The sequence below is a fragment of the Paenibacillus sp. FSL W7-1287 genome, from assembly GCF_038004245.1.
GTDB lineage: Bacteria > Bacillota > Bacilli > Paenibacillales > Paenibacillaceae > Pristimantibacillus > Pristimantibacillus camelliae.
Map to the genome: position 1 here is coordinate 4031558 of NZ_JBBORD010000001.1, position 21927 is coordinate 4053484.

A 21927-nucleotide genomic window follows, 5' to 3' on the forward strand; every position below is an offset into this window, starting at 1 on the left:
AACATAGACGAATATAGACGATTGACGGTAATCTATAGCTAATAAGCACAAAATGGCCTCCCTGCCACATACATGGCTGAGAGGCCTGCTTCTTGTTATTAACGATGCTGCCATTATGCAATCATTGTATAAAGCGCAGCCTCCACTTCTTTCTTCACATCATCCTTGGAAGCACCGAGTGCAACCGAAAGCTCTGTAAACAATAAATCTTCGGCTGTTTTAAGATATTTCTGATCGGTGCCACCCATTTTTCGAAGCTCGCTCGTCACATTATTTTTTGAATAAATCACTTTAATGAGTTGAACGAGATCACGACAGTCATGGGTATTAAGCAGTGATTCATAAAACTGATGGGCGTGTACCTTTTTCGTATCTAGGCTAGGCATATCGTCTTGACCGATTGCCTGTATTAACTGAACAGCCTCTTCACGAGGAATAATAGGCCGCATAAACACTTTCGTATCTACAGGGCAATATATCACTTCTGTCCCGTGCACAGGCAACAATTTGTAGTAGCTCTTGCTTTCATCAGCAACAGGTATATCTGGCTTGCCTATCGCATCAACCTGACAGACGCCACTACTACCATATACAACATAATCTCCATGTTCAAACATTACAATCTCCTCCTGATTATGAAAAACATATTTAGCAGAATGAGGTTAGGTAAGGAACCAGAGCTTAAAAATAAATGTGATTTTTTTCACCATGTAGTATACTACCAACAGATTGAAACGGTCTTTTATTGCATCACAATTTGCTCATCATTCACTGCCATTAGCTACATTTGTTACTACCTATATATATTATACCATATATATGTCAAGTCTATTTTAAAGCATATTCACGATGGATGCGTTTCATGCAGCTTGCCTGCTTTTTTTCTATGTACACCCTCTTTTTTATTGGTGCTCCCTCTTATTATGAGCGTTAAGTTATTATATATACAGCAAAACCTCTCCACACTTAGTAGTGGGAGAGGCTGAATCTTCTAATATCGTAATGGAGCTTCCTGTAGATCAGCTCGAGACTGTAAATATCGGAAGAATGCAGTTGCTGCTTCTGCACGCTGCACCTTTTTACTCGGCTGGAATTTCCCATCTGCGTTAGCACTCATAATGTTGAGACCAACAACGATTGCTGCTTGACCTTTGTTCTTTATATGCTGTGAATCGTTGAATTTATCTGCAAAGATATGCTCGTGCTGTGCAAGCGTATTGTAGCCTAATGCACGTACAATAAGCTCTGCCATCTCATCTCGAGTGACGGTTCCTTCCGGATTAAAGGACCCATCCCCTATATCTATCAGATTTTGCTGGAGCGCATCTTCGACATAAGCGAAATATTCTGAACCGACACTGATATCCTTAAAGGAGCTCGAATTCTGTGCAGAAGAATCATTAGCGGTAGCATAGTATCGATTTCCGCCGTTTCTTGCGATGACGAGCATTTTAATTAACTCTCCACGCTTAATCAGCGCATTCGGCCTTACCTTTCCATCCACTACGTCAAGCGCTTTGTAAGCAACCATCAGCTCTAGCTGACGCTGAGCCCAGTGCCCCTCGATGTCTAGCACCTGAGGACGCTCCAGCTGAGTCACTTCTCCCGTCTCCATACTCCGCCATTGTCCTGACACAGCATCGAGAAACACTCGCTCATCAAGTGGCTTCGCTTCAAGACGATAGACGAGGTTAACTGTGGATTCAATCGTTACTTTCTCAATAGAGTCACTATCGCCAGATGCAAGCATGACATTATACTTCTCAATTGGAATCGGCTGACCATCTAAGGAGTATTCATTGGCAACCTTATACGTTAGCTGTACCTGATAATAATCCATAAAGCGAGCTATGGCCTCAGATGTTGCAATCGTTTTAGGCGCTTGCTTCGAATAGTCGAACGGATGAATATTGGATTCAAATCCAGTAATTTCTCCTGTTTTTGCATCAATCGTTACATTAACATGATCATATTCAATGCTGGCTCCATGCACTTTATGAACGAAGCGAATATAGTAGCTAGATAGATCAGAGGCGCTCAGATTCTCATATTGCTTCGGATCGGGCTTAATGAGATGCAGCTCATGTGACAGCCACGGCAGCTGCTTTTTAATGATTTCTTCAGCAGCCTTGGTCGCATCAGCTAATGCGAATAGCTCCTTGCCTTCAGGGGCATCACTGTTACGCCAATATAGATTATAGCTTTGCACCGCTCCGGTCTGTCCATCCACTGCCGCCCAGATCGATCCTGCTTCCTTCCCATCCTTCTTAACGTTCCAGCTAAAATTCCAGCTTGAGCTTAATTGTTCCGTTACATCATCTGTATATTCGTTATAGCTGGAATGATTCAGCTCAGCACCCTCAGGCAGCCCAAATGCAGATGTAACGAATTCGATCGCTTGCTCTTCTTTAATATTAGTCAGCTGAGGCTTGGAGGATAATGGCTTGTCAGTGACCGGCTTTTCGGACACTTCGCCTGCGTATCTATAGTGTCTGTAGATCGCCTCATCCCACTTACTACCGGTAACTGCATGAATAGAAAAAGGAGCTAGCTCATAGGTTAGGGCGGGAATACGCTTACCATTCTCTCCAGCCGTCATTATATATTTTAATTCTGGGGTAGCGGTATCATGAAGCTTCTTCGTCGCTTGCTCTAGCGTTAAATAGCTCTCGACTCGTGGAAAAACAATGGTATCATCCCAGACGAAGTTGTACTCCACAACATAGCCTTCGCTGTCGACAACGACATCAATATAATTATCTAGAAATGGAAGTTCATTTACATAGCGGTCAAATCTGAAATGATGTCGTACATCGCCGGTTAGTGCTGGCAGCACAGCGGCGCCATAGCTTTCATTCAGCTTAACTTTCCCCGCATAATCAGCTGCAACCTCGGAGATAAACGCTTCGGCCACAGTTTCGGCTGCATCACGCTCTACTTTAAGCGGATAGCTCGGCTTTGTATCGACTGCATTATGGAAGCTGTAGTTGATGAGCTGACCATTGTCAGCATGAATGCCAACGTAAATACTCCCTGTCTGCTTGTTATTGACACGCTTAACAAAGCTCAATCCCCAAATATTGCGGATTCCTTTGATCAGTCGGTCCGAGGATAAATTCGCCCCTTGCAGCACGTATTCCTCTGGTATATTGACATACTTACGTGCCAGCTCCTCGGCTTTCGCCTTCGTAATGGATGCTGACTTTGCTTCATTGGATTGTGAGTCTTGAGCAGACGATGATGTGCTTTGGCTTGCTTGTCCGGATGACGCTTGACTCATTAAGCTTTTCACTCCTTCTCCTGCAGTTTCAGCATATGCAGCTGAAGAAAGCATAGCTGTTAACATCGCTGCCGTTATGAGAATCGCTGATGCCTTACCAATTCTTTTCCTCACCTTATCAACCCCTTAATTGTCAATATCTTCATCTATTAGACTTATCTACATTACAAAAGGTTGCATTAACAACAGGCATAAGACAGAAGTATGCAACGCATTACAGCAATATTTAGTCAGCTAGCGTTCCAAACATAGCAAGAAGCCTCATTGAAGTTGTCAATGAGGCTTCACTAATCATATAGAGCTAATGCCGGTTTAATTCTTCAACCTGCTTCACAGGAGATATTCTCCAGTAAGCCATACCTACAAACAATATGCCACCTACCATATTGCCAAGCGTAACGGGTATCATATTGTGCAGCCAGCCTCCAAGATCAATAACCTCTGGATGATTCGGTAAAAACATCGCGACACTTAGCAAGGTCATGTTCGCTACGCTATGCTCATAGCCGCTTCCAATAAAGGCGAATAAGCACCACCAAATAGCGAACATCTTCGCTCCCTCGCTCTTCAGCCTCATACTCATCCAAACTGCAAGGCAGACTAACCAGTTACATAGAATACCTCGGAAAAATAAATCAGAGAATGGCAAGGTCATCTTTTTAGCTGCGGCTGTAAAGATCAAATGATCAGCAGTGATCGAGTTGAACAGCCCTGTTTGTCTAATTAAATACGCTAACATGATTGCGCCTAGCAGATTGCCAATAAATACGATCAGCCAATTCGTCCCTGTATCCTTAAGCGTAGTTTTGCGGGAGAGCGTACTGATGGTAAACACCATGTTATTACCTGTAAACAGCTCTGCACCCGCTATAATGACTAAGGTCAATGCAATACCGAAGCTCGCTCCCATCACTAATGACTGGTAAGGGGAGCCCGCTTGTGCAAGCGGTGCTCCTATAGAAAATATGAGTATAATCCCAAGCCCCACATAAGCGCCTGCCAGCAGCGTAGAGATGAAATAGCCCAATTTATGCTGCTTCATATAATCGCGCTTCGCGGCTCCGGCTTCGGCGAGGGTTTGGACTGTTTGTTTGTACATGGTCTTCCTCCTTCCAACATTGGAGTGGATGCTTAAAAAGTCCGACTTTGATCACGATGTGTCACTGAATGTTAATCGACATCGAATCTTGAATTCAGCCAGGCCTTCGAATGCTCACGTACCCACTACGTACGCTGCGCTTCTCAGTTCGCTCATCGATTTTTGATTTCCTCCGGTGTTCCTTTGGAACAAGGTCGTCAATCAAAAACGATTCGCGGTGATAATCTCAAGTAAACGTAAGAAGTAAAGCTGAAGCTTATTCGGCTTCGAATATTGAGTTTATAACAAGATATATACGCTGTCGTCCTCGATCACTACCTCATAGGTTGCGACGCTGCCATCGTCTGGCTCCTGGACCTTGCCATCAATCAGAGAAACCTTATAATCACGCAGTGGACAATATACATAATCTCCAGATACGATGCCTTCGGCTAATGGCCCGTGACTGTGCGGGCATACGCCGCCAATTGCCCTTACACGATCATCAGATAGACGGAATACGGCAATTTTATTCTCATCGACAATGACTTCTCGGCCGATGCGCATCGGCAGCTCTTGCAGCTTAGCTACGAATACCTTTTGTTTTTGCTCGATCATCCTTACACTCTCCCTACCGTATAAAGCTCTTTTTCATTGTTTTCGTTGTTGCGAACCTCAGTCCATGGATCCTTGCGTTTACCGGCTACCGCTTCATCTAGCTCAGCGTTTAATGCTTGACGTTGAGCCGGATCTAGCAATATTGCTTTCACATGATCAAAGCCTAAACGCTCGATCCAAGGCGCTGTACGCTCTGCATATTCCCCTGTTTTACGGTAATATTGGAGCATAGCACCGCAAATATCGATAACCTCTTGCTCAGTTTCAACTGTTGTCAGCAGCTGTGCTTCCTTCACCTCTGTACCACCATTACCGCCAATATAGATTTGGAAGCCATTCTCTACGCCGATGACACCAAAGTCCTTCACTCCACTCTCTGCACAGCTACGTGGACAAGCAGATACACCCATTTTGAATTTATGCGGAGTATCGATATACTCGAAACGCTCCTCGAGCTTGATGCCGAGGCCCATAGAATCCTGCGTTCCAAATCTACAGAAGGCTGCACCAACGCATGTTTTTACAGAACGAACAGCTTTCGCATAAGCCGAAGCTGATGTCATATCTAGCTCTTCCCAGATGTCAGGCAAATCTTCTTTATTGACACCATACAAGCCGATTCGCTGGCTGCCTGTTACTTTTACAAGCGGTACATTATATTTCTCTGCCACCTGTGCAATTTTCAGCAGTTGTTGTGGTGTTGTCTGACCTCCACGCATTCTTGGTATAACTGAGAATTGACCGCTCTTCTGAATGTTGCCGTGCATCCGCTCATTGACGAAGCGAGATTCTTTTTCATCCTCATGATCTTTAGGGAACGCGACATTAAGGTAGAAGTTTATAGCTGGGCGGCACTTCGAGCAGCCTTCCTCGTTCCGGAATTGCAGCTCCTTAAATACCTCTTTCGAGGTCATTAGGCCTTTCTCATGAATTTGCAATACGATCTCATCTCTAGTCAGATCAGTACAGCCGCAAATTCCTGTTGGTGCTTGAGCCACTTTATCGCCAAGGACATGAGCAAGCAGCTCACCAATATCTCCCTTACATTTACCACAAGAGTTACCAGCCTTCGTGCAGCGAGAAACCTCTGCAACAGATGTAAGTCCTTGCGTCTGAATGGCACCCACAATCGTTCCTTTGGTTACGCCATTACAGCCGCACACTGTATCCGCATCGTCCCAGTTCACTACACTATCGCTTACGCCTCCATCCTCTGCAGAAGCGAGCAACGTAACAGGATTCAGCTCAGAAATATCCTTCTTATCGCGCAGCATTTTATGATAGCGATTCTCTTCAGAAACATCCCCGTACAACACAATACCGACGATATGATGATCTTTAATGAATAGCTTTTTGTAGCTGTTTGCAAGCCCATTGAAAGCCTCGATGCTTTTTACCTCATCACTCTCACGAATGATTCCTGCAGAGAACAGATCACAGCCCGATACCTTCAGAGAGGTCGATACGGTGCTTCCTTTGTAGCCCTCGACAGGTCGATCCGTTAGTAGATCCGCAAGCACTTTACCTTGCTCATACAATGGAGCAACGAGTCCATACACCATATTGTTATGCTGTGCACATTCTCCAACCGCATAGACATCAGCTGCACTTGTTTCCATAAAATCATTCACAACGATCCCGCGCTCGACCGTTAAGCCTGCATCCTTCGCAAGCTGCGTCACAGGGCGAATACCAACTGACATAATGACGACATCTGCTTCCAGCGTCGTCCCATCACTAAATTCAAGTCCTTCTACTCTCGTTGTGCCGATAATGCGCGTTGTTTTCTTCTCCATTAGAAACTGAATGCCCTGCTTCTCTAGATCCTTTTTCAGCAGGTTACCCGCAGGTTCATTCAATTGTGTTTCCATTAGCCATTTTTCCAAATGAATAACGGTAACCTCCATGCCTTGATCAACGAGACCTTTCGCAGCCTCAAGACCAAGCAAGCCACCGCCAATAACAGCAGCACGCTTAAACTTTTTCGCTTGCTCAAGCATGAGAAGTGTATCATCGATCGTTCTGAAGCCGATAACCCCTTCGAGCTGTGAGCCTTCAATCGGTAATATAAAGGCACGTGAGCCTGTTGCAATAATACATTTATCATAAGCGAGCTTTAAGCCGCTTTCTGTCGTTACTTCTTTCCGTTCAGTATCCATCGCTACTGCTGGATCATGATTGACAAGCTTAATATTGTTCTCTTCATACCATTGCATCGGATTCGTAATGATTTCATCTACCGTCATTTTGTTTTGCAGCACGTTGGACAGCATAATCCGATTGTAGTTCGTATATTTTTCTTCACCGATAATGGTGATTTCATATTTTGAGGAGTCTCGCTCCAATATTTCCTCAATCGTTCTTACACCAGCCATCCCATTGCCAATAAGTAATAGTCTCTCTTTCATCATTGCGTACCTCCTATTAGTGAAAAATATCACTTACTTATTGTGAATCTTTTCACATTTCATGTTTTAATGATAGCATTCCTTTTTGCGTTCGTATATTAGGGAACTCCCTAATTGTTGATTATGACAAATCCCTATCCTGATGAAATAGAATTTGGTGCTAAAAGGTGCTAAAAGACTAGTTCTTTATACTAAATTAGTAAAAGTTCTTGACAGGAAAAAAATTTGCATAGCAAAATAACATAGACTAGAGAATCTATTGAGCAGATAGGATGATTCGACATGCTGAAACTACTAGGGAGAAGTCTGCAAGACTTTCGATCCTCTTATAAGAAACTACTTGTATTTGAATACTTTTTTATGCTGCTTACAAGCTTTGTCATTATTCCAGTCATCACCTTACTCTTTAATAGAATATTGATGGTAGTAGGATCAGGCTCCTTGCTCAATGGGGAAGTATACCGAATTGGCATGAGTTATGAGGGTGTGACCGGGTTAGTTTTGATTGGTCTACTCTCTTCCTTTGCCTTATTTATTGAGCTATGTGTAATTGTTATCATCGTCCAGCAAGCATACTTTAGCAAAGATATTACGATTACTGATGCTTTGTTGACGACGCTGCGCAGAACACCGCGGCTGCTCGGATTTGGTTTTGTACAGTTATTGTTTTTTCTACTTTTACTGATACCGTTTATTGATTCTCCATTTTCAGAATCATTTTATGCATTATTTAATCTGCCTATCTTCTTTCAAAATCAAGTGATCGATGCTTCAACTACGATGACTTTTATATACGTCGCACTCGTTTTAATATTGTTGTATATTGTACTGCGCTGGGTGTTTGTGCTGCATTTTATTATGTTGGAGGGTAAGACCATTACGGAAGCCATTCGCAGCAGTCAGGCGTTGACGCGGGGAAGACGCTTGCGGCTGTTTGTCGCTCTGGCCTTGCTGAACGGAGCTGTAGTTGGGGGCAGCTTTCTCGTTATTACTACACTCTCTTATTTGCCGGTGTGGTTAAATATTGATTTATTTAAAGCCTTCTCCAATCATTACTCGTTAACGCTATCGACAATTTTGACGTATATGTTCACGTTGCTAGTCATTCCTATTAATATCATCGTGTTGACTCGTTTATTTTATTATTTCGGCTACAGCCAAGGAAAGAAGCCGCAAGATAGCGCCTATGTTTATCGCAGCAAGTTAGGTCGTTTGGAAAAACGATTCTTCGCTTCCTTGAAAAGGATAAATCGCCCACACTTATGGTTTGTAGTAATAGCCATTGTGTACCTAAGCTTAGCTCTTTATATCGGTTTCAGAGCGAATGACAATCTCGTTTATGCTAAATGGACGGTGGTGATTTCAGCACATCGAGGTGATACTGAACATGCGCCTGAAAATTCGTTGCCTTCTATTATCGATGCGATCGAAAAAGGCTATCAGTCCGTTGAGATTGATGTACAAATGACAAAGGATGGAATTGCTGTGCTTCATCATGATCAAACCTTGCTGCGCATGACGGGGACACCGGTACGAATCGCTGATCTTACATTTGAGGAATTAAGCAATTTTGTTATTGGCTATGATGCCAATATGGAGCCTGTCTATATTCCTACATTTACAGAAGCATTAGCGGTAGCTCAAGGGCGTACGAAGCTGTTGATTGATTTAAAGCCATATGGGCCAAGCGATGCTTTAGTCCATGAGATCGTTCGGCAGATTCAAGCCTTTGACATGGGCCAGGAAGTTTATATTCAGTCGTTCGATCAAAGCGCGCTGCTTCAAATTCGCATGCTTGAGCCAAATATTAAAATCGGACAAGTGCTCTATTTTGCATTAGGTTCATTAAACACTTTGGATGTCGATTTTTATACGATTGAACAAACGATGCTAACCAAACAATTAGTCGAGGAGGCTCATGCGGCAGGCCGTGAAGTTTGGGTGTGGACTGTCAACAGCTCTAAAAATATGAAGGAAGTATTGAAATTCCGTATCGACGGCATGATTACCGATTATCCTGGACGTGCACAATCGATGATTGAATTGAATCTGTAAGATTGAAATAGATACAGCCGGTTATCGAATAATCTCGACAACCGGCTGCTTCTTTATCATTCGTACGTAGTGCTTATTATGAATACGTCCATCTTCTACACATCATACTCCATCGTCCGCTTTGCCTGAGCAATCAGCTCGAGCGGTGATACAGGCTGCAGCTTATCATACTGCGCAGCACCAATTTTCAGCTGAAGCTCGACAGTAAACTTTTGCTTAAATTCTTCATCGTTTAGTGTGTCGATCTGATCCTTCAATCGCTTAATAACGATGGATGAGCCTTCAAGGTCAGTAAACAGCACTAGCCCCCAGGTTGGGTTTTCCTTATTAAGCAAATACATCGAATCATTGCTGCGCACTAGTGATTGGCTCATATCGGAGACCTCCATCAGCACACTAGAAAATTGCTCAGTGTTCATAATCCGCTTAATCTCATCCCAATATTTCACCTTTATAACGAGCAGCGTCAAAGGAATATCATAGCGTTCTGACAGTGCCATAAACGTCGTCACGTCCTGCTGATAGGACAATGTATTTTTTAATTGTGTCGCTTCATCTATCATTGCAAGCGAGGAGTTTTGATTGCGCAGCCGCAAATTCTCTTCCTGTAGCATGCGATTCGTCTGTGTATACAGCCATATGAATATCGTGAAAATAGGTGTAATGATTAGCCAGTAGTAATTGGCAGCACCTACGAGCTCACCTGTCGTGGCCGCTTGATATAGCGTAAACGAACCATACCCGAATATAAAAAGCAGATTAAGAATTAAGCCGGTCATTATTGTCGTAAAATAGGTGATGATTGCAATTAGAAACGTCGTGTTCAAGAAAAACATGTTCGTTACATAGGAGCTAGGATCACTCGCAATAAAAATCATCGTTACAATGCAAGCACCGATAAACAATAAAAACGCGACATCAGATACTAAGCTGTTTTGAATTCGTTTCATCGTTTTTCCTCCGTCTACGCCAATGTTTACGAGTTAATAACAGCAGGGCTACGATGGCTACGATGATCGTAAGCATCGCAGAAAGCACAAAGCTCTGTACATCATCCCGCTCAAAAATAGGGAGCATTCCTCCCGATTGCTGCAGCTCTTCCTTAAAGCGATACGCAGACAGATGACCATCCTTATCTACGACAATGCTGTCTCCATATAGCTTCCACAGCGTGCTTTCCGAAGCAATCGCTTGAGATGCGAGCTCATAGTACTGCGGCTCCGCCCCTGTAACAAGCATCATGCCGTAGCCCTCACTATATGGAGATGGAAGCAGCTGAAGCGATCCGATGCGTTTGCCATATTCGGTTTCGATGCTTTTCTTCTCGTTCGAGATAAAGCCCGCTCCACGCTCATCGAATTTGAAGTAAAGCTGTTCATTATTCTTACGAATGAGTGCATTATTCTGGTACGAGCCAATCGCGATAATATGCTTATTCTCCAGCGCAGTTTCATCTACAGAGTCTTGATATACATGGATTTCGCCATGGTTTGTCTGTGCGTAGCGTCCGAGCAAATGGAAGATGTTCGCGACAGAGCGATAATCAGCCTCAGTCAGCTGTTCGGGCATTACGATGGCAATCGCATTAAAGCCTCCGCCCCGCATAAAGTTTGCCGGATAGTAATTGAACAGCAGATCACTGCGATCTACCGTATTCAATTGCAGCATTGATGTAGAATCAATGTATGCCCATGGCATTTGATCCTGAGTTACAGTGCATGGCGTATGATCAATCTCTAAATCAAAAGCAGCCTTAACGGTGAAATTTCCGTTCACATCGAGATTTTTCGGGATAGGCAGCTCAAGCATATCCTGATTCGCCATTACCTCTGACAGCTTCTTGCTGCCAATCGGCTTATTATTGATTAATACCGTCACTAACGAACGATCAAAATTAAGATTTTGAGCATATCGCAAATCTAGACTAATCTTGCTCGCTTCAGCAATCGATTGATTCGCTGGCAAGGCGATATAATATTCTTTTTCTTGATGCATCGGACCGGTAAGCTTGTCCCCCGTTTCTGTTAGCTTAATAAACTGGCTAACCTGGACAGGTGGTGTCAACACATCCGTATCCTCATCAATATATTTCTCAGCTAACGTCGTTTGCTCCATGAGCTCTTGGTTGGCGGCATATCGTCCAGCTTTTACAAGCAGCTCATCGCTATCAGAGGCTACGAGCAGCATCGTTTGACCACCGAGCTGTACATGCTTAATGATGGCGCGATCTGCAAGCTCTGTATCTCCTAGCTGAGCTTTGATAGAAGCTGGCAAATGCGCTAATTTGCTAATATAGAGCACTACTTGCTTGCTTGCAATCTCTTGATCTCCCTCTATAAGCAATGGAATCTGCTTATCGCCGCTAGATTTTGCTTTAGACAATCCAGCAATGCTATAAAGTGCAGCCTCCAGCTCAGCGGCTGATTGCTCATCGCTAACGACTACTGCATGGGATGAGGCTTTCGATGTGTCAATGCCAATGAAACGCTCATAGCCATCACTAATATGCTGCTGAGATGGCTTGCTCACATAGTGAATGGATATCGTCGAGCTATCCTTAACCGTCATCCAATTATCACGCTCATCATTGACGGTGCACACATTATACAGCTGCTCATCTGTACTCGTTGTACGATTCCCTTGCAGCGACAACGTATTAACGCCTTCAACGAGCAATTTACTTGGGATCGCAACAGTCAACTCTTGATTGTTCTCGGCAGCAGGCCGAAAGGAGTGAAAGGGCGTCCCGTTCACGTAAAGTGTCATGCTGGACAGCTGCTCGTCCACTAATGGCGATGCATCATACTGCAGCTGCAATAGCACCTTAGTAATCTCCCAATAGCTTTCCAGCTCAAAATATTGGTCATTCATAGATTGATAGCCTGACATCGACTGCGTGGAAAGGCTATGCTCAATCTTCTGTTCTGGTGCCTCTTCAGCTGACGCGGCTTGTACCGCGCAACAGAACAATAAAACGAAAAACAAAAGTCGGGTCCAACGTAATTTTGTTATCATCATAAGCACGCTTCCTTTTAGTAAGTCATTCTTGTTGTTATGCTAAAACAATGCTAAAATCGTTCAGTTTTATACCATTTCACTTCGCGCTTGAATATCGTATCCTTTACGTACTGATATAGACCGTATGCCGCTACGACCATCCACATCTGACAGTACGTGACGTACATGAGCATAATGATCCATACATTAGAGAGTCGCATTTCCCCTTTTTCTGTAACGAGAGAAACGAATGTCCCGACAATGAACAGCACGATGGCTAATAGCCATAAAAATGAGCTAAAGCCTGCTATGGTCGTCTCTACATACCCAAGTGCATTCATAATTAATATCGTATCGGATAATAGTAGAGAGGTAAGCAGTAGAAAATAGATCGATAGAAAATATATAATGTCAAAACGCACACGTTTCGCTGATCGGTCAAACAATAGCGGAATGTTTTTAATGATGACGTAAATATTTCCTTTGGCCCATCTTGTACGCTGCTTGAACCAAACCCTCAATGACTGCGGCTCTTGCTCCCACGTTACTGATTTTGGTTGAAACTTGATACGATAGCCGAGTCGATAGATTTGAAAGCTAATCTCTGTATCCTCGGCAATTGCTTTCGTATCCCAGCCGCCGATCGCCTCAATAATGCTTCGTCTTAATATAAAATTCGTGCCTGGTATCGTACATAGCTTAAACAGATTCCATCTTCCTGCCTGGGCCATCCATTGAAACGACAGCGTCTCAATATTAATAAAACGTGTAAGCAGATTAACGTCGCGATTGCGTGTTCTGAATTTGCCAATTACCGCCCCTAACGAGGAATCATGAACGATTTCTGCGACAAGATAACGCAGCGCTGTCTTCTCTGGTGTGTTATCTGCATCATAGATCGCGATTAGCTCCCCTTTGCTTCGCTGGAAGCCAATATTGAGCGCGTTCGACTTTCCTTTTCCTCCCGTCACTGCATCCGTATTGATAATGATCAATTGCCTACCTGCATGCTGCTGTTGCAGCTGCTCAAGCAGCTCCTTGCTGTTGTCCGAGGAGTTGTCATTAATGATAATAATCTCATAGCGATCATGCGGATAATCTAGCGCCAGCAGTGATCGAACCGTCTGCACAATTACCTTCCCTTCATTATGCGCGGGCACCATAATGGATACGAACGGTGCTTCTCCTTCAATGTCTGGTATGTCTCGCTTATCATTTTTCATGTAATAGCCGTAGCCCGCGATAATAAGGACGACATTGACGAGCAGCAATGACCAAATACTAAATACTGAAAAGAGCATCATGATGTCTGCTGTGGTCATTTGCACCCTCCTATCTCATATATTTTTTTCTGTACATGCGATAGCCAATCATAATAAATACGAAAAAGATGACGAGCACCACAGCGATCAATACGATAAAAATTCTGTTCTGAACGGTGAATAGCTGCTTAAGGCTTTCCTCCTGCTTCTCGATGTAAACATACTCAGAGCTAATCGAATCATATGCCTCCTGCAGTACAGCCGCTTCTCCATTGATTCTCAACCGGCCCTGCTTGGCAACAATCTCGTCCTTGTCCGTTATTACACGATGATTGCCTGCCTTATAGTCGCTATAGGCAGTCCATGACTTCGTTAGCCATGTGAGCTGCTGCTCCAGCACATCAAGCTCCTCCTGCATGTCCAAGGTTAGTGCAATATTGAACGGCATAGTAGATATGACCTGTTGACTCCTCGCATAGGTTTGCCATTCGTCTACGTTGATGCTATAGAGCGAGGAGGAATAGGCTGATAGTGTATCGGTCGGCATATTGCTCATCACTTTTACATTAGGCAGCATAATGACCGAATCGTAGAAGTCGAGCCCTTCAGCCGTGTAGTATTGATCCTGAAACCAGTACATTTCCGCCGTTGCTCCAAGCGGTGCAACGTCATGCTCAGCTAAAAAGTGAATATAGGATGTTATATTATCTGTTAGCACGGACAGATCCGCACTAATCGTATCCGCAACCGCAGGTGCATCAATGAGGATGCTGCCATTGCGAGCTTGCAGGTATCTCAGCGTTTCGACATATCGCTTGGCTGCAGGGTAATCAAAGTTACTGAACAGCGGCTTCGTGCTAACGATAAATGGAATACCCGCTTCATACAGTCGATCACTAAGCTCCCTAAGCATGTCCAAGTCGGAGAAAGGGTACACCTCTGTTAGTAGCACATATACATGTCCTTGCTGCTCTATATTAAGCCAATCGTTAAATACATAACCCGCCGCCCACTCGCTCATATCTCCTTTATAGTAGAAGGGGATATAGGCAAATCTACCTTGTCTTGCTCCATATGAAGTGTCCGTACTTTCATCGCCGTACTGTAGGCTACCATAGGTGTGCGCCTTGGTAGCACTTGAAGCTACGAATAGCTTATCGTTGTCTAGTGTAATCGTGTCGCTAAAGGCATCCATCTTCATCCTGATTGTAATAGGCAGCTGCGCCTTCAGCTCAAGATTGAGCGCCGTAGCCAGCTGCTCGGTTGGGCCTGGGCCGATATGCAGGTAGCCCCCCTCATACTGCGCCAGCTCCTGCATGAGTTCTTCTGTGTCATAGCTCCAATCTGCATGATTGCGCAGGAGGATGACATGCGAGTACGACTCCATCGTGCCTGACACGTATCGCTCTGCGTCAACGATCTTCACCACTGCTCCCATGCCACCGAGCAGGCGCTTAAGCGCATCAACATTGCCTTCCTTCGCACTGCCAACTGCAAGACTGTCGTATACAAGCAGCACATTCGGTGCTTGCTGCTCCATAGCTTCGGTTACTTGCGTCCTAGAATCTGCTGCATAGGATACGTGCTCATTTTGCTCTGTAGCTTCGTTAACGATTTTCTGAAGCTCTGCCGCATAGGAAACTAGCGCGCTGCCGTGCCAAAGGACGATGATGCTGAATATTATGAGAAACCAAAAATTTTTGTGGCTCATGCTGTACATCACCTCTTCTCTGCTACCACAATTGACGCCCTATCCAGCTAGATACTGCGATATAGGTAACGACATCAAAGCATGCCGTAAACAAAAACTGGTGCTTCGCTAGATCCGCATCTCCCGCTCCAATAATGGATACGAGTATAGCTGATAATCCGATAAAGATAAGTGTCACGATTAACGGCAGACGGATCATCGCCTTGCGGTCCTTCGTTTTTAACGCTGCAATAAAGGATGGCGAGAATAATCCAATGATGACAATGATCCATAGTACAATGAAACCGAATGTTTTAGGCGCGATCGCCTGCTTTAGATCGCTATATAGAGAGAAAAATGATGTTTGCGCACCGAAGGGCTTGCCAACGGACTGCTCATAATTCCCCATCGCTTGCGGACGAATAGCAAAACCATTTTTCGCTGCCATATTCAGCATCTCTACCGCTTGGTCGGGGTGCTTTACATAATAGAATAGAATCGAAAAATAACCATATTTGTCGTAAAAGTTGTCTATCAAAAAGCTAGAATTTACATCTATCGTCGTATACGGCAAATAATAGATATCACCGTTAAGGACAGCGAATTGCTTATCAATGCCAAACGATTCTAGTGCAGCCTCTGGATCTGATGAATGCAGCAGAACGCCACGATTCATCGCATGGTACTTGTTAATGTTTTTAAATTCATCGCTTATGAGTACATAGGAGCCTACGCCAGCACCTAGGATGATGACAAGTGATGATACCGTTAACACTTTATGAAGCTTGTTGCGCTTTATAAAAATTAATAGAATGCCCATAACCGCTATAATGACACCAACGGGTGCATTTTGCTGCTTGCTTGTCGTCAGCAGTATACTCGCAGCGGTAAATATGGCGAGCATGACGTAATCGTTATACCTGCTCCGATAAATCAGCAGGCCTGCTGCTACAGCATAGATCAAGGCGATAAATACGACGCTTTCGCTAAAAAACGAATTGAAGTATGCGGTATAAGCGGTATCTGCGAACAAAAATATCGTAACGAGGCTAACGATATAAGCACGGGTCTTCTCAATCTTCCACGTCAATGCTTCTACTAGTAAATAAATCCCTATAGCATATAGCATTAAGTAAATGGCAGCCTGAAACCGTATATCGAAGATTTCGGTGCTGAATAGCCATGTATTGATATGAAGAGCAAGCTTAATAAATAGCGATTGTGATGAAAATATCGTTGCTCCGTTTTCGTTAAAATATTGCAATATGCCATATTGCTTCACGAAGTAGCCGAGGTACTGACTCTCATAGCTCGGATCATGAAAATACAATCCATTACTGTACAGTATCCGAAAATAGTCACCATTGTCTGCCATCCCGATATAGGGCGGAACAAATAACGCAAAAAACGTAATAAGGAACACACCCATCGCGCTTACCGTGGCAGGCGTTACATAACGGCTTTGCTCTATATTCAGAAGATGCTGCTTCAGCTTCATAATTATCCAGCCTTTTCTTAGTAGTTAATATGCATATGCCAGTAAGGCCATTAAATTATCGAAGGAAAATGCCTGCAGCGATTCGATATCACCATAAGCCCCATATAGCTCGCTTTGCTGCTGAAGCACCTGAAACTGCTCCATTCTGCTCATGCTATCCTCATAGAGGCTTTGATCACCAAGCATTGATCCGATCATAGCAGTAATCGCATAGATCGCAGTGGATTGAATCGTCGTTAAAGGCTGCCCATCGCGGGTATATCGGCCATACAGCGTTCCTTGCTGCACCTGCTTCTTGATGAAGTCGATGCTTTTCGGATGATGCTGTCCTACCTCTACTAATGATAGAATCGTAAGCAGTGACTCGACCGTACGAATTTCATCCGATTCATATTGCTCGGAGCTATAATCGTATCTCGTTTCATAGAACGGGAAATCATCAGATAAATATCCGCCCTGTATGATGGAATGCATCGATTGAGCGAGTACATCCTTCTTGTCTCCTTCTGGCATCAGCTGTAGTGTACGCAGATCAATATAGCACAGCGTAATGAATGCGTTCGTCATGTTATGCTCGTTGTCGTAAAAGTCAAACAGCTTGCCATCGCGAACATTGTGCTTCATAAAGCGAGCGCTAAGCTTATCAGCTAATTCTCCGTAACGTTTATTGGCAAAGGCTTCCTCGGCCTCATAAAGTGCTCTTATTATTCTGAGGTCATCGACCGCCGCATTGACGGAGTACAATTTGTTCAGCTTAGGACTGAAGCGATAGCTAAATCCGCTCTCCATCGCAAAGGTCTGCTCGGCAAGCTCCCATGCTTTATCAAACTGAATCTGGTCGCGAGTCAGTGCATAAACCCTCATTAATAGCCCCATCGATTCACTTAGCACCTCATGCCCGGTTGCGGCAAGCTCATTTTGCGCTGTATCTATGTAATTGGTATAGATGCCATGACTACCAGTAAGCTTATTGGCAACAAATTGCTGCAGCAGCTGCTTTCTATCGTCGCGCTGGCTATCGCTGTTAACACTATTTTGGTGTGGAGGAAGTGCAGCTTGCTTCACCGACACATTACTTCCACATGCAGCTAGCATTATGATGCTAAGGAACAGAATTGAACAAAGAATAGTAGTTATAGTTGAACGCAAATCCAATCGCTCCTTTCTCAGAAGCTCTTACTATGAATCGACAAAGATCGACATATTCTGATACCATTTATACCATACTATGAATGAATTTGAAAACAAAATTGGGAATGTTTATGAATTTTACATTTTCCAAATAAGGGTATTGGATGTCATAATTATAAGCTTTATAATTTTACATAATTTGCATCAAACTCAATCATTTTGTATATCCTGTAGATATACAAATGTGGAGGAGCGCGATATAATTGACTAAAGATAACAAAAAGGACGTGATGATTATGACTACAGTAACACTTAGTAAGTGGGGAAACAGTAACGGCGTTCGTATTCCTAATCAATTTATTAAGCGCCTGAATCTAACCGAAGGATCAGAGCTCGAGGCCATACTCACACCAGAAAATCATATTTTACTTAGACCCATTGCTGTGCAAGAAACATCTGAGGAGTTACGCTCACATCTTAAACAACTTCTGTCTAAGGTCCAAACAAATTCACAAAGGCATGATGAAATAGATTTGGATATCGAAGGAGACGAGTTAATTTGAACGTTCCTTCACGAGGCGATTTCATTTGGTTGGACTTCGATCCACAAGCTGGACGAGAACAGGCTGGTCGACGTCCAGCTATTGTACTTTCAGAATACGATTTTAATGAAATAACTGGTTTCGCCGTGGTCTGCCCTATTACTAACCAATCGAAAGACTATGCTTTTGAAGTCATTATTCCTGATGGACATGCTTTTTCAGGTGTTGTACTTACCGATCAATTTAAGAGTCTAGATGTACGACGTCGTAAAATCAAAATTGTTGATCATATTTCTACTGAGTCTGATTTTTTTATTAGTATTCTTCGTAATGTACGCTCAATCCTTGCTTGATATGGAATTAAGTATAAAAAGGCGGAGCAAAAATGCTCCGCCTTTCTATATAAATCATTAACTCTTATCTGTTGTAAGATTCATTTAAACTGGACTTAGTTAACTGGGCAGATTACACTTAAACTCTAAACTCCTCTGAATCCATTTAAGGTAAGCTCTTTGCAGCCTCAATTAGCGTTTCCTTCGATATGTCTGGCGAATCAGATTCTATGGTATACATAATTGACTTTCCGTCCTTTTCTGCCAACCACATTACACTTTGCAGCACACCACTCTCAGCTAACAGAGATTGGTTGTTTTTAGTGTAGTGAGCTTTTTTACCATTTAGATTAAGCTCTTCAACATCGGTCGTAGGCGACGTGTAGCCATCAATTTTTGTTACTTCATCGTATATTTGCCAAGAGAGCTGAATCGCATTACCATGTGCGGCTCGGTATACAGATGTAAATTTAGAGTAGGAATCCATCATTCGATCAGTCAATCTCCATATTGGCTTTTCGTTATTACTGCTCTTCCTTTCAGCTTCCAGCTCCGCGATGAGATCATCCTGATCTAATCCAATTAACGGATAGTTCATCACTGCACCCGCTTCAAATTGATACTCGTCTCCTAGCAATGAATCAGGAAGCTGCTCTGTGACTCCCTGCTCCTCTAATACTTGCTGCCACTGCTGCTTATCAGCTATATATTCAGGATTATACACACCATATAGCGGGAAATCTTTAATGACTTCAGGCAGATATACAAGCGCCGCTTCACCAGGTGCCAATTGAGATTGCACCTCGTTAATCGTTGCCCTAACATTTTGAAAAGTCTCTTCTTTCAGATGGAACGCATCACTAGAATATAATTGATAGCTAAGCTTATCCGTAGCATTTGAGAACAAAAACTTGCTTCCATAGGCAAATCCGCATAATAAAACAACAATGATAGCAATTAGTGCGACTTTAGGTAAACGTCCTTTTTTCATCATCTTTACATTTCTCCCCTTATCCATTGCCGCCTGTTCATATTCCGCCATAATACGATTATCCAATGAAGGTGGGCATTGCAGGGAAGCCTCATTATGCTTGAATACTTCACTTAGTTGCTTCTCGATAGACATAATCATTCTGCTCCTTTCTACCTTGGATTTGTTCAAAATATCGGCGCAGCTGCTTCAGGGCATGATGATGCCTAGACTTAACTGTGCCTAAAGGAATATTTAATAAGGCGGCAATTTCTTCTAATGAACAATCCTGATAATACCGTAGAACAATCACTTCTCTTGTTTTAAGAGGAAGCTTTCTCAGGATGGGATACAGCTCCAGCTGATCACTAATCGCGGAAAACTGGGCTTCTGATGCTCGATCATGCGAAGTGTCTGTCATAAGCTTTACCTTCTCTACAATGCGATAAAGCCGCCAGCTCTTACGGTTCCAATTTCTCACCTGCCTGACAATTAATCCGTTGAACCACGCCTTAAAAGACTGCTCTGGTCGGTAATTGCCTGCACTTTTCAGCAATTCTATGTATACCTCGCTCATAATGTCCGGGGCATCTTCCTTGCTGGAAGTAAGATAGTAGATTAACCGATAGGCATGATCTCGCGTCTCCTCATATACCATCCGAAAAGCTTCCTTATCACCCTGGCTCATCCGGATAAGCCAAGGGCTCCAATCAATGTTTTTCATAGGACCGGCCCTCCAATTAGGTGTTACATATACTATTGGCTCGTTTTATTAAAAAGGTTCAAAACAAAAAATTCATATACAATCTTCTTCATGCTAGCCTTTTTTCTCTTGAAATAGAAATAACGATATGATATTCTGTTTTTAGCTACTTGGCATTGCAAGGTAGTGACTGCTATTCATTTTACTTTATTATAGTACTTTATACGCAGCATTTTTTTTGCATCACTATATTGTTATACAAGGTAGGTGAGGATATTGTCAGTAAGAAGCGAGCTGTTGAAAGGAATATTAGAAGGATGTATCCTCGCAATTATATCAAACGAGACCACCTATGGCTATGAGCTGACGATGAAGCTCCACGCGATGCGTATTGAGGTTAGCGAGGGTTCGATCTATCCTATTCTACTTCGACTTCAGAAGGAAAAAATGATTGTCGGTGAAATGAGAAAATCGCCAAGCGGTCCAAACAGGAAATACTACACCCTTACAACCAAGGGAGAGGAAGGGCTTCAGGAATTCATTAAGCATTGGAATAATCTAAAGGGTCCTGTCGATGAATTATTAGCTAAGGAGGACAACACGCATGGAACTAAAAGAACTGATTGAAGCGAACAATCAAAAACGTGAGCTGCTGAACAAGGAAAACGAAGCGTATTATAGTGGTTTGTTGATTTATATTCGTACGTCCTTTAATAAATCGGAGCGTGAAACTGAGGAAATATTAATAGAGGTGCTTGATCATCTGCTAGACGCTCAAACCGAAGGACGCACTGCCGAGGAAGTATTCGGAAACGATCCGAAGGCCTACGCCCGCGAAATTATCGGCGAGCTGCCAAGGGCTTTGCCCAAAGCAGTAACTAAGCTTTTGCTTATGATGGGTTGTATCTTTCTTGGTACTTTTGCTTTTGCTTCTGGTGTATTAGCGACGATTTTAAGCTATGGCTTCAATGTAGGAGAATCGGTTTATCATTTCTATGCAGGAAGCATAATTCTTGGAGTGATTGCTTCACTTCTTGCTGTATATTTCACTGTATATGTAATTTTAGGCTATCTTCGCTGGTCAGCTTTTCGTGTAGTCAATAAAAGGAATGAAATGATACTATCGTTTCTAATTGGAGCTGGCTTATGTGGACTATTCATAGCTGGTCTTTACTTCATGCCTTCGTTCGGGGCTTCCATCGACATTCCAGTCTATTGGTTAATCGTTATTGGAGCAGTCCTGTATGGTGCTGGGAAATGGCTGGAGAAGAAAGATTAATGGCTACTAACTTTACGTTTACCTATATATAGATAAGCGCATGACCATAAGAAATGCTAGGCCCCCGGCATAATTGCCGGGGGC

General features: G+C 43.3%; 18 protein-coding genes. 5 read left to right on the forward strand and 13 right to left on the reverse strand.

Annotated elements, in window-relative coordinates:
- Positions 1-113 precede the first annotated feature (113 nt).
- From NSQ99_RS18155 to nirB, 5 genes are all read right to left on the reverse strand, one after another.
- Positions 114-617, reverse strand: coding sequence for a CarD family transcriptional regulator (locus tag NSQ99_RS18155; protein ID WP_251667530.1), 504 nt, complete (start codon positions 615-617; stop codon positions 114-116).
- Positions 618-991: 374 nt separating this feature from the next.
- Positions 992-3394, reverse strand: coding sequence for an S-layer homology domain-containing protein (locus NSQ99_RS18160; protein WP_340838311.1), 2403 nt, complete (start codon positions 3392-3394; stop codon positions 992-994).
- Positions 3395-3581: 187 nt separating this feature from the next.
- The gene (locus NSQ99_RS18165) at positions 3582-4379 is read right to left on the reverse strand and encodes a formate/nitrite transporter family protein (RefSeq protein ID WP_340838313.1); all 798 of its coding nucleotides are present in this window, start codon (positions 4377-4379) and stop codon (positions 3582-3584) included.
- A gap of 279 nt (positions 4380-4658) precedes the next feature.
- Positions 4659-4976: a nitrite reductase small subunit NirD gene (gene nirD / locus NSQ99_RS18170; RefSeq protein WP_251667527.1), complete on the reverse strand. Its 318-nt coding sequence runs from the start codon at positions 4974-4976 to the stop codon at positions 4659-4661.
- Between the two features lie 2 nt (positions 4977-4978).
- Positions 4979-7387 (reverse strand): nitrite reductase large subunit NirB, encoded by a 2409-nt coding sequence (gene nirB / locus NSQ99_RS18175; protein WP_340838316.1) that lies wholly within the window; start codon positions 7385-7387, stop codon positions 4979-4981.
- A 279-nt stretch (positions 7388-7666) separates the two neighbouring features.
- On the opposite strand from nirB, the gene NSQ99_RS18180 reads away from it, so the two are divergent.
- A complete protein-coding gene (locus tag NSQ99_RS18180; protein WP_340838319.1) occupies positions 7667-9439 on the forward strand; it encodes a glycerophosphodiester phosphodiesterase in 1773 nt (590 codons plus the stop codon).
- 95 nt (positions 9440-9534) lie between these two features.
- Here NSQ99_RS18180 and NSQ99_RS18185 read toward each other — a convergent pair whose 3' ends face one another.
- From NSQ99_RS18185 to NSQ99_RS18210, 6 genes are read right to left on the reverse strand one after another with little or no spacing between them, the layout of a single operon-like run.
- The gene (locus tag NSQ99_RS18185) at positions 9535-10389 is read right to left on the reverse strand and encodes a diguanylate cyclase domain-containing protein (protein WP_340838321.1); all 855 of its coding nucleotides are present in this window, start codon (positions 10387-10389) and stop codon (positions 9535-9537) included.
- Complete coding sequence (locus tag NSQ99_RS18190) at positions 10358-12457, reverse strand: cellulose biosynthesis cyclic di-GMP-binding regulatory protein BcsB (RefSeq protein WP_340838323.1); 2100 nt, start codon at positions 12455-12457, stop codon at positions 10358-10360. The genes NSQ99_RS18185 and NSQ99_RS18190 overlap by 32 nt, the downstream gene beginning before the upstream one ends.
- 50 nt (positions 12458-12507) lie before the next feature.
- Positions 12508-13758: a glycosyltransferase family 2 protein gene (locus NSQ99_RS18195; protein ID WP_340838324.1), complete on the reverse strand. Its 1251-nt coding sequence runs from the start codon at positions 13756-13758 to the stop codon at positions 12508-12510.
- Positions 13759-13768: 10 nt separating this feature from the next.
- Positions 13769-15409, reverse strand: coding sequence for a hypothetical protein (locus NSQ99_RS18200; protein WP_340838325.1), 1641 nt, complete (start codon positions 15407-15409; stop codon positions 13769-13771).
- Positions 15410-15431: 22 nt separating this feature from the next.
- Positions 15432-16886: a glycan biosynthesis hexose transferase WsfD gene (gene wsfD, locus NSQ99_RS18205; RefSeq protein ID WP_340838327.1), complete on the reverse strand. Its 1455-nt coding sequence runs from the start codon at positions 16884-16886 to the stop codon at positions 15432-15434.
- A 24-nt stretch (positions 16887-16910) separates the two neighbouring features.
- Positions 16911-17957 (reverse strand): hypothetical protein, encoded by a 1047-nt coding sequence (locus tag NSQ99_RS18210; protein WP_340838329.1) that lies wholly within the window; start codon positions 17955-17957, stop codon positions 16911-16913.
- A gap of 356 nt (positions 17958-18313) precedes the next feature.
- Between NSQ99_RS18210 and NSQ99_RS18215 the strand changes: the two genes are divergently transcribed.
- Together NSQ99_RS18215 and NSQ99_RS18220 are read left to right on the forward strand one after the other, a co-directional pair.
- The gene (locus NSQ99_RS18215) at positions 18314-18580 is read left to right on the forward strand and encodes an AbrB/MazE/SpoVT family DNA-binding domain-containing protein (RefSeq protein ID WP_340838331.1); all 267 of its coding nucleotides are present in this window, start codon (positions 18314-18316) and stop codon (positions 18578-18580) included.
- Entirely contained in the window at positions 18577-18912 is a 336-nt protein-coding gene (locus NSQ99_RS18220) for a type II toxin-antitoxin system PemK/MazF family toxin (RefSeq protein ID WP_340838333.1), read from the forward strand. Before NSQ99_RS18215 ends, NSQ99_RS18220 begins: the two co-directional genes overlap by 4 nt.
- Before the next feature lie 145 nt (positions 18913-19057).
- Here NSQ99_RS18220 and NSQ99_RS18225 read toward each other — a convergent pair whose 3' ends face one another.
- Together NSQ99_RS18225 and NSQ99_RS18230 are read right to left on the reverse strand one after the other, a co-directional pair.
- Positions 19058-20017: a DUF4367 domain-containing protein gene (locus tag NSQ99_RS18225; RefSeq protein ID WP_340838335.1), complete on the reverse strand. Its 960-nt coding sequence runs from the start codon at positions 20015-20017 to the stop codon at positions 19058-19060.
- Positions 19992-20585 (reverse strand): sigma-70 family RNA polymerase sigma factor, encoded by a 594-nt coding sequence (locus NSQ99_RS18230; RefSeq protein ID WP_251667506.1) that lies wholly within the window; start codon positions 20583-20585, stop codon positions 19992-19994. The genes NSQ99_RS18225 and NSQ99_RS18230 overlap by 26 nt, the downstream gene beginning before the upstream one ends.
- A gap of 255 nt (positions 20586-20840) precedes the next feature.
- Here NSQ99_RS18230 and NSQ99_RS18235 point away from each other — a divergent pair, with 255 nt between their 5' ends.
- Both NSQ99_RS18235 and NSQ99_RS18240 read left to right on the forward strand, forming a co-directional pair.
- Positions 20841-21191 (forward strand): PadR family transcriptional regulator, encoded by a 351-nt coding sequence (locus NSQ99_RS18235; RefSeq protein WP_251667505.1) that lies wholly within the window; start codon positions 20841-20843, stop codon positions 21189-21191.
- Positions 21169-21843, forward strand: a complete 675-nt coding sequence (locus NSQ99_RS18240) for a DUF1129 family protein (protein WP_251667504.1) — start codon at positions 21169-21171, stop codon at positions 21841-21843. The genes NSQ99_RS18235 and NSQ99_RS18240 overlap by 23 nt, the downstream gene beginning before the upstream one ends.
- The last annotated feature ends 84 nt before the right edge of the window (positions 21844-21927 follow it).

What these genes read in the sequence shown, in the direction of transcription:
- NSQ99_RS18165 (WP_340838313.1), bottom strand. Translation starts at nt 4,379, where the DNA reads ATGTACAAACAAACAGTCCAAACCCTCGCCGAAGCCGGAGCCGCGAAG.
- nirB (WP_340838316.1), bottom strand. Translation starts at nt 7,387, where the DNA reads ATGATGAAAGAGAGACTATTACTTATTGGCAATGGGATGGCTGGTGTA.
- NSQ99_RS18180 (WP_340838319.1), top strand. Translation starts at nt 7,667, where the DNA reads ATGCTGAAACTACTAGGGAGAAGTCTGCAAGACTTTCGATCCTCTTAT.
- NSQ99_RS18215 (WP_340838331.1), top strand. Translation starts at nt 18,314, where the DNA reads ATGACTACAGTAACACTTAGTAAGTGGGGAAACAGTAACGGCGTTCGT.
- NSQ99_RS18185 (WP_340838321.1), bottom strand. Translation starts at nt 10,389, where the DNA reads ATGAAACGAATTCAAAACAGCTTAGTATCTGATGTCGCGTTTTTATTG.
- NSQ99_RS18155 (WP_251667530.1), bottom strand. Translation starts at nt 617, where the DNA reads ATGTTTGAACATGGAGATTATGTTGTATATGGTAGTAGTGGCGTCTGT.
- NSQ99_RS18225 (WP_340838335.1), bottom strand. Translation starts at nt 20,017, where the DNA reads ATGTCTATCGAGAAGCAACTAAGTGAAGTATTCAAGCATAATGAGGCT.
- NSQ99_RS18240 (WP_251667504.1), top strand. Translation starts at nt 21,169, where the DNA reads ATGGAACTAAAAGAACTGATTGAAGCGAACAATCAAAAACGTGAGCTG.
- NSQ99_RS18190 (WP_340838323.1), bottom strand. Translation starts at nt 12,457, where the DNA reads ATGATGATAACAAAATTACGTTGGACCCGACTTTTGTTTTTCGTTTTA.
- NSQ99_RS18200 (WP_340838325.1), bottom strand. Translation starts at nt 15,409, where the DNA reads ATGAGCCACAAAAATTTTTGGTTTCTCATAATATTCAGCATCATCGTC.
- nirD (WP_251667527.1), bottom strand. Translation starts at nt 4,976, where the DNA reads ATGATCGAGCAAAAACAAAAGGTATTCGTAGCTAAGCTGCAAGAGCTG.
- NSQ99_RS18195 (WP_340838324.1), bottom strand. Translation starts at nt 13,758, where the DNA reads ATGACCACAGCAGACATCATGATGCTCTTTTCAGTATTTAGTATTTGG.
- NSQ99_RS18230 (WP_251667506.1), bottom strand. Translation starts at nt 20,585, where the DNA reads ATGAAAAACATTGATTGGAGCCCTTGGCTTATCCGGATGAGCCAGGGT.
- wsfD (WP_340838327.1), bottom strand. Translation starts at nt 16,886, where the DNA reads ATGAAGCTGAAGCAGCATCTTCTGAATATAGAGCAAAGCCGTTATGTA.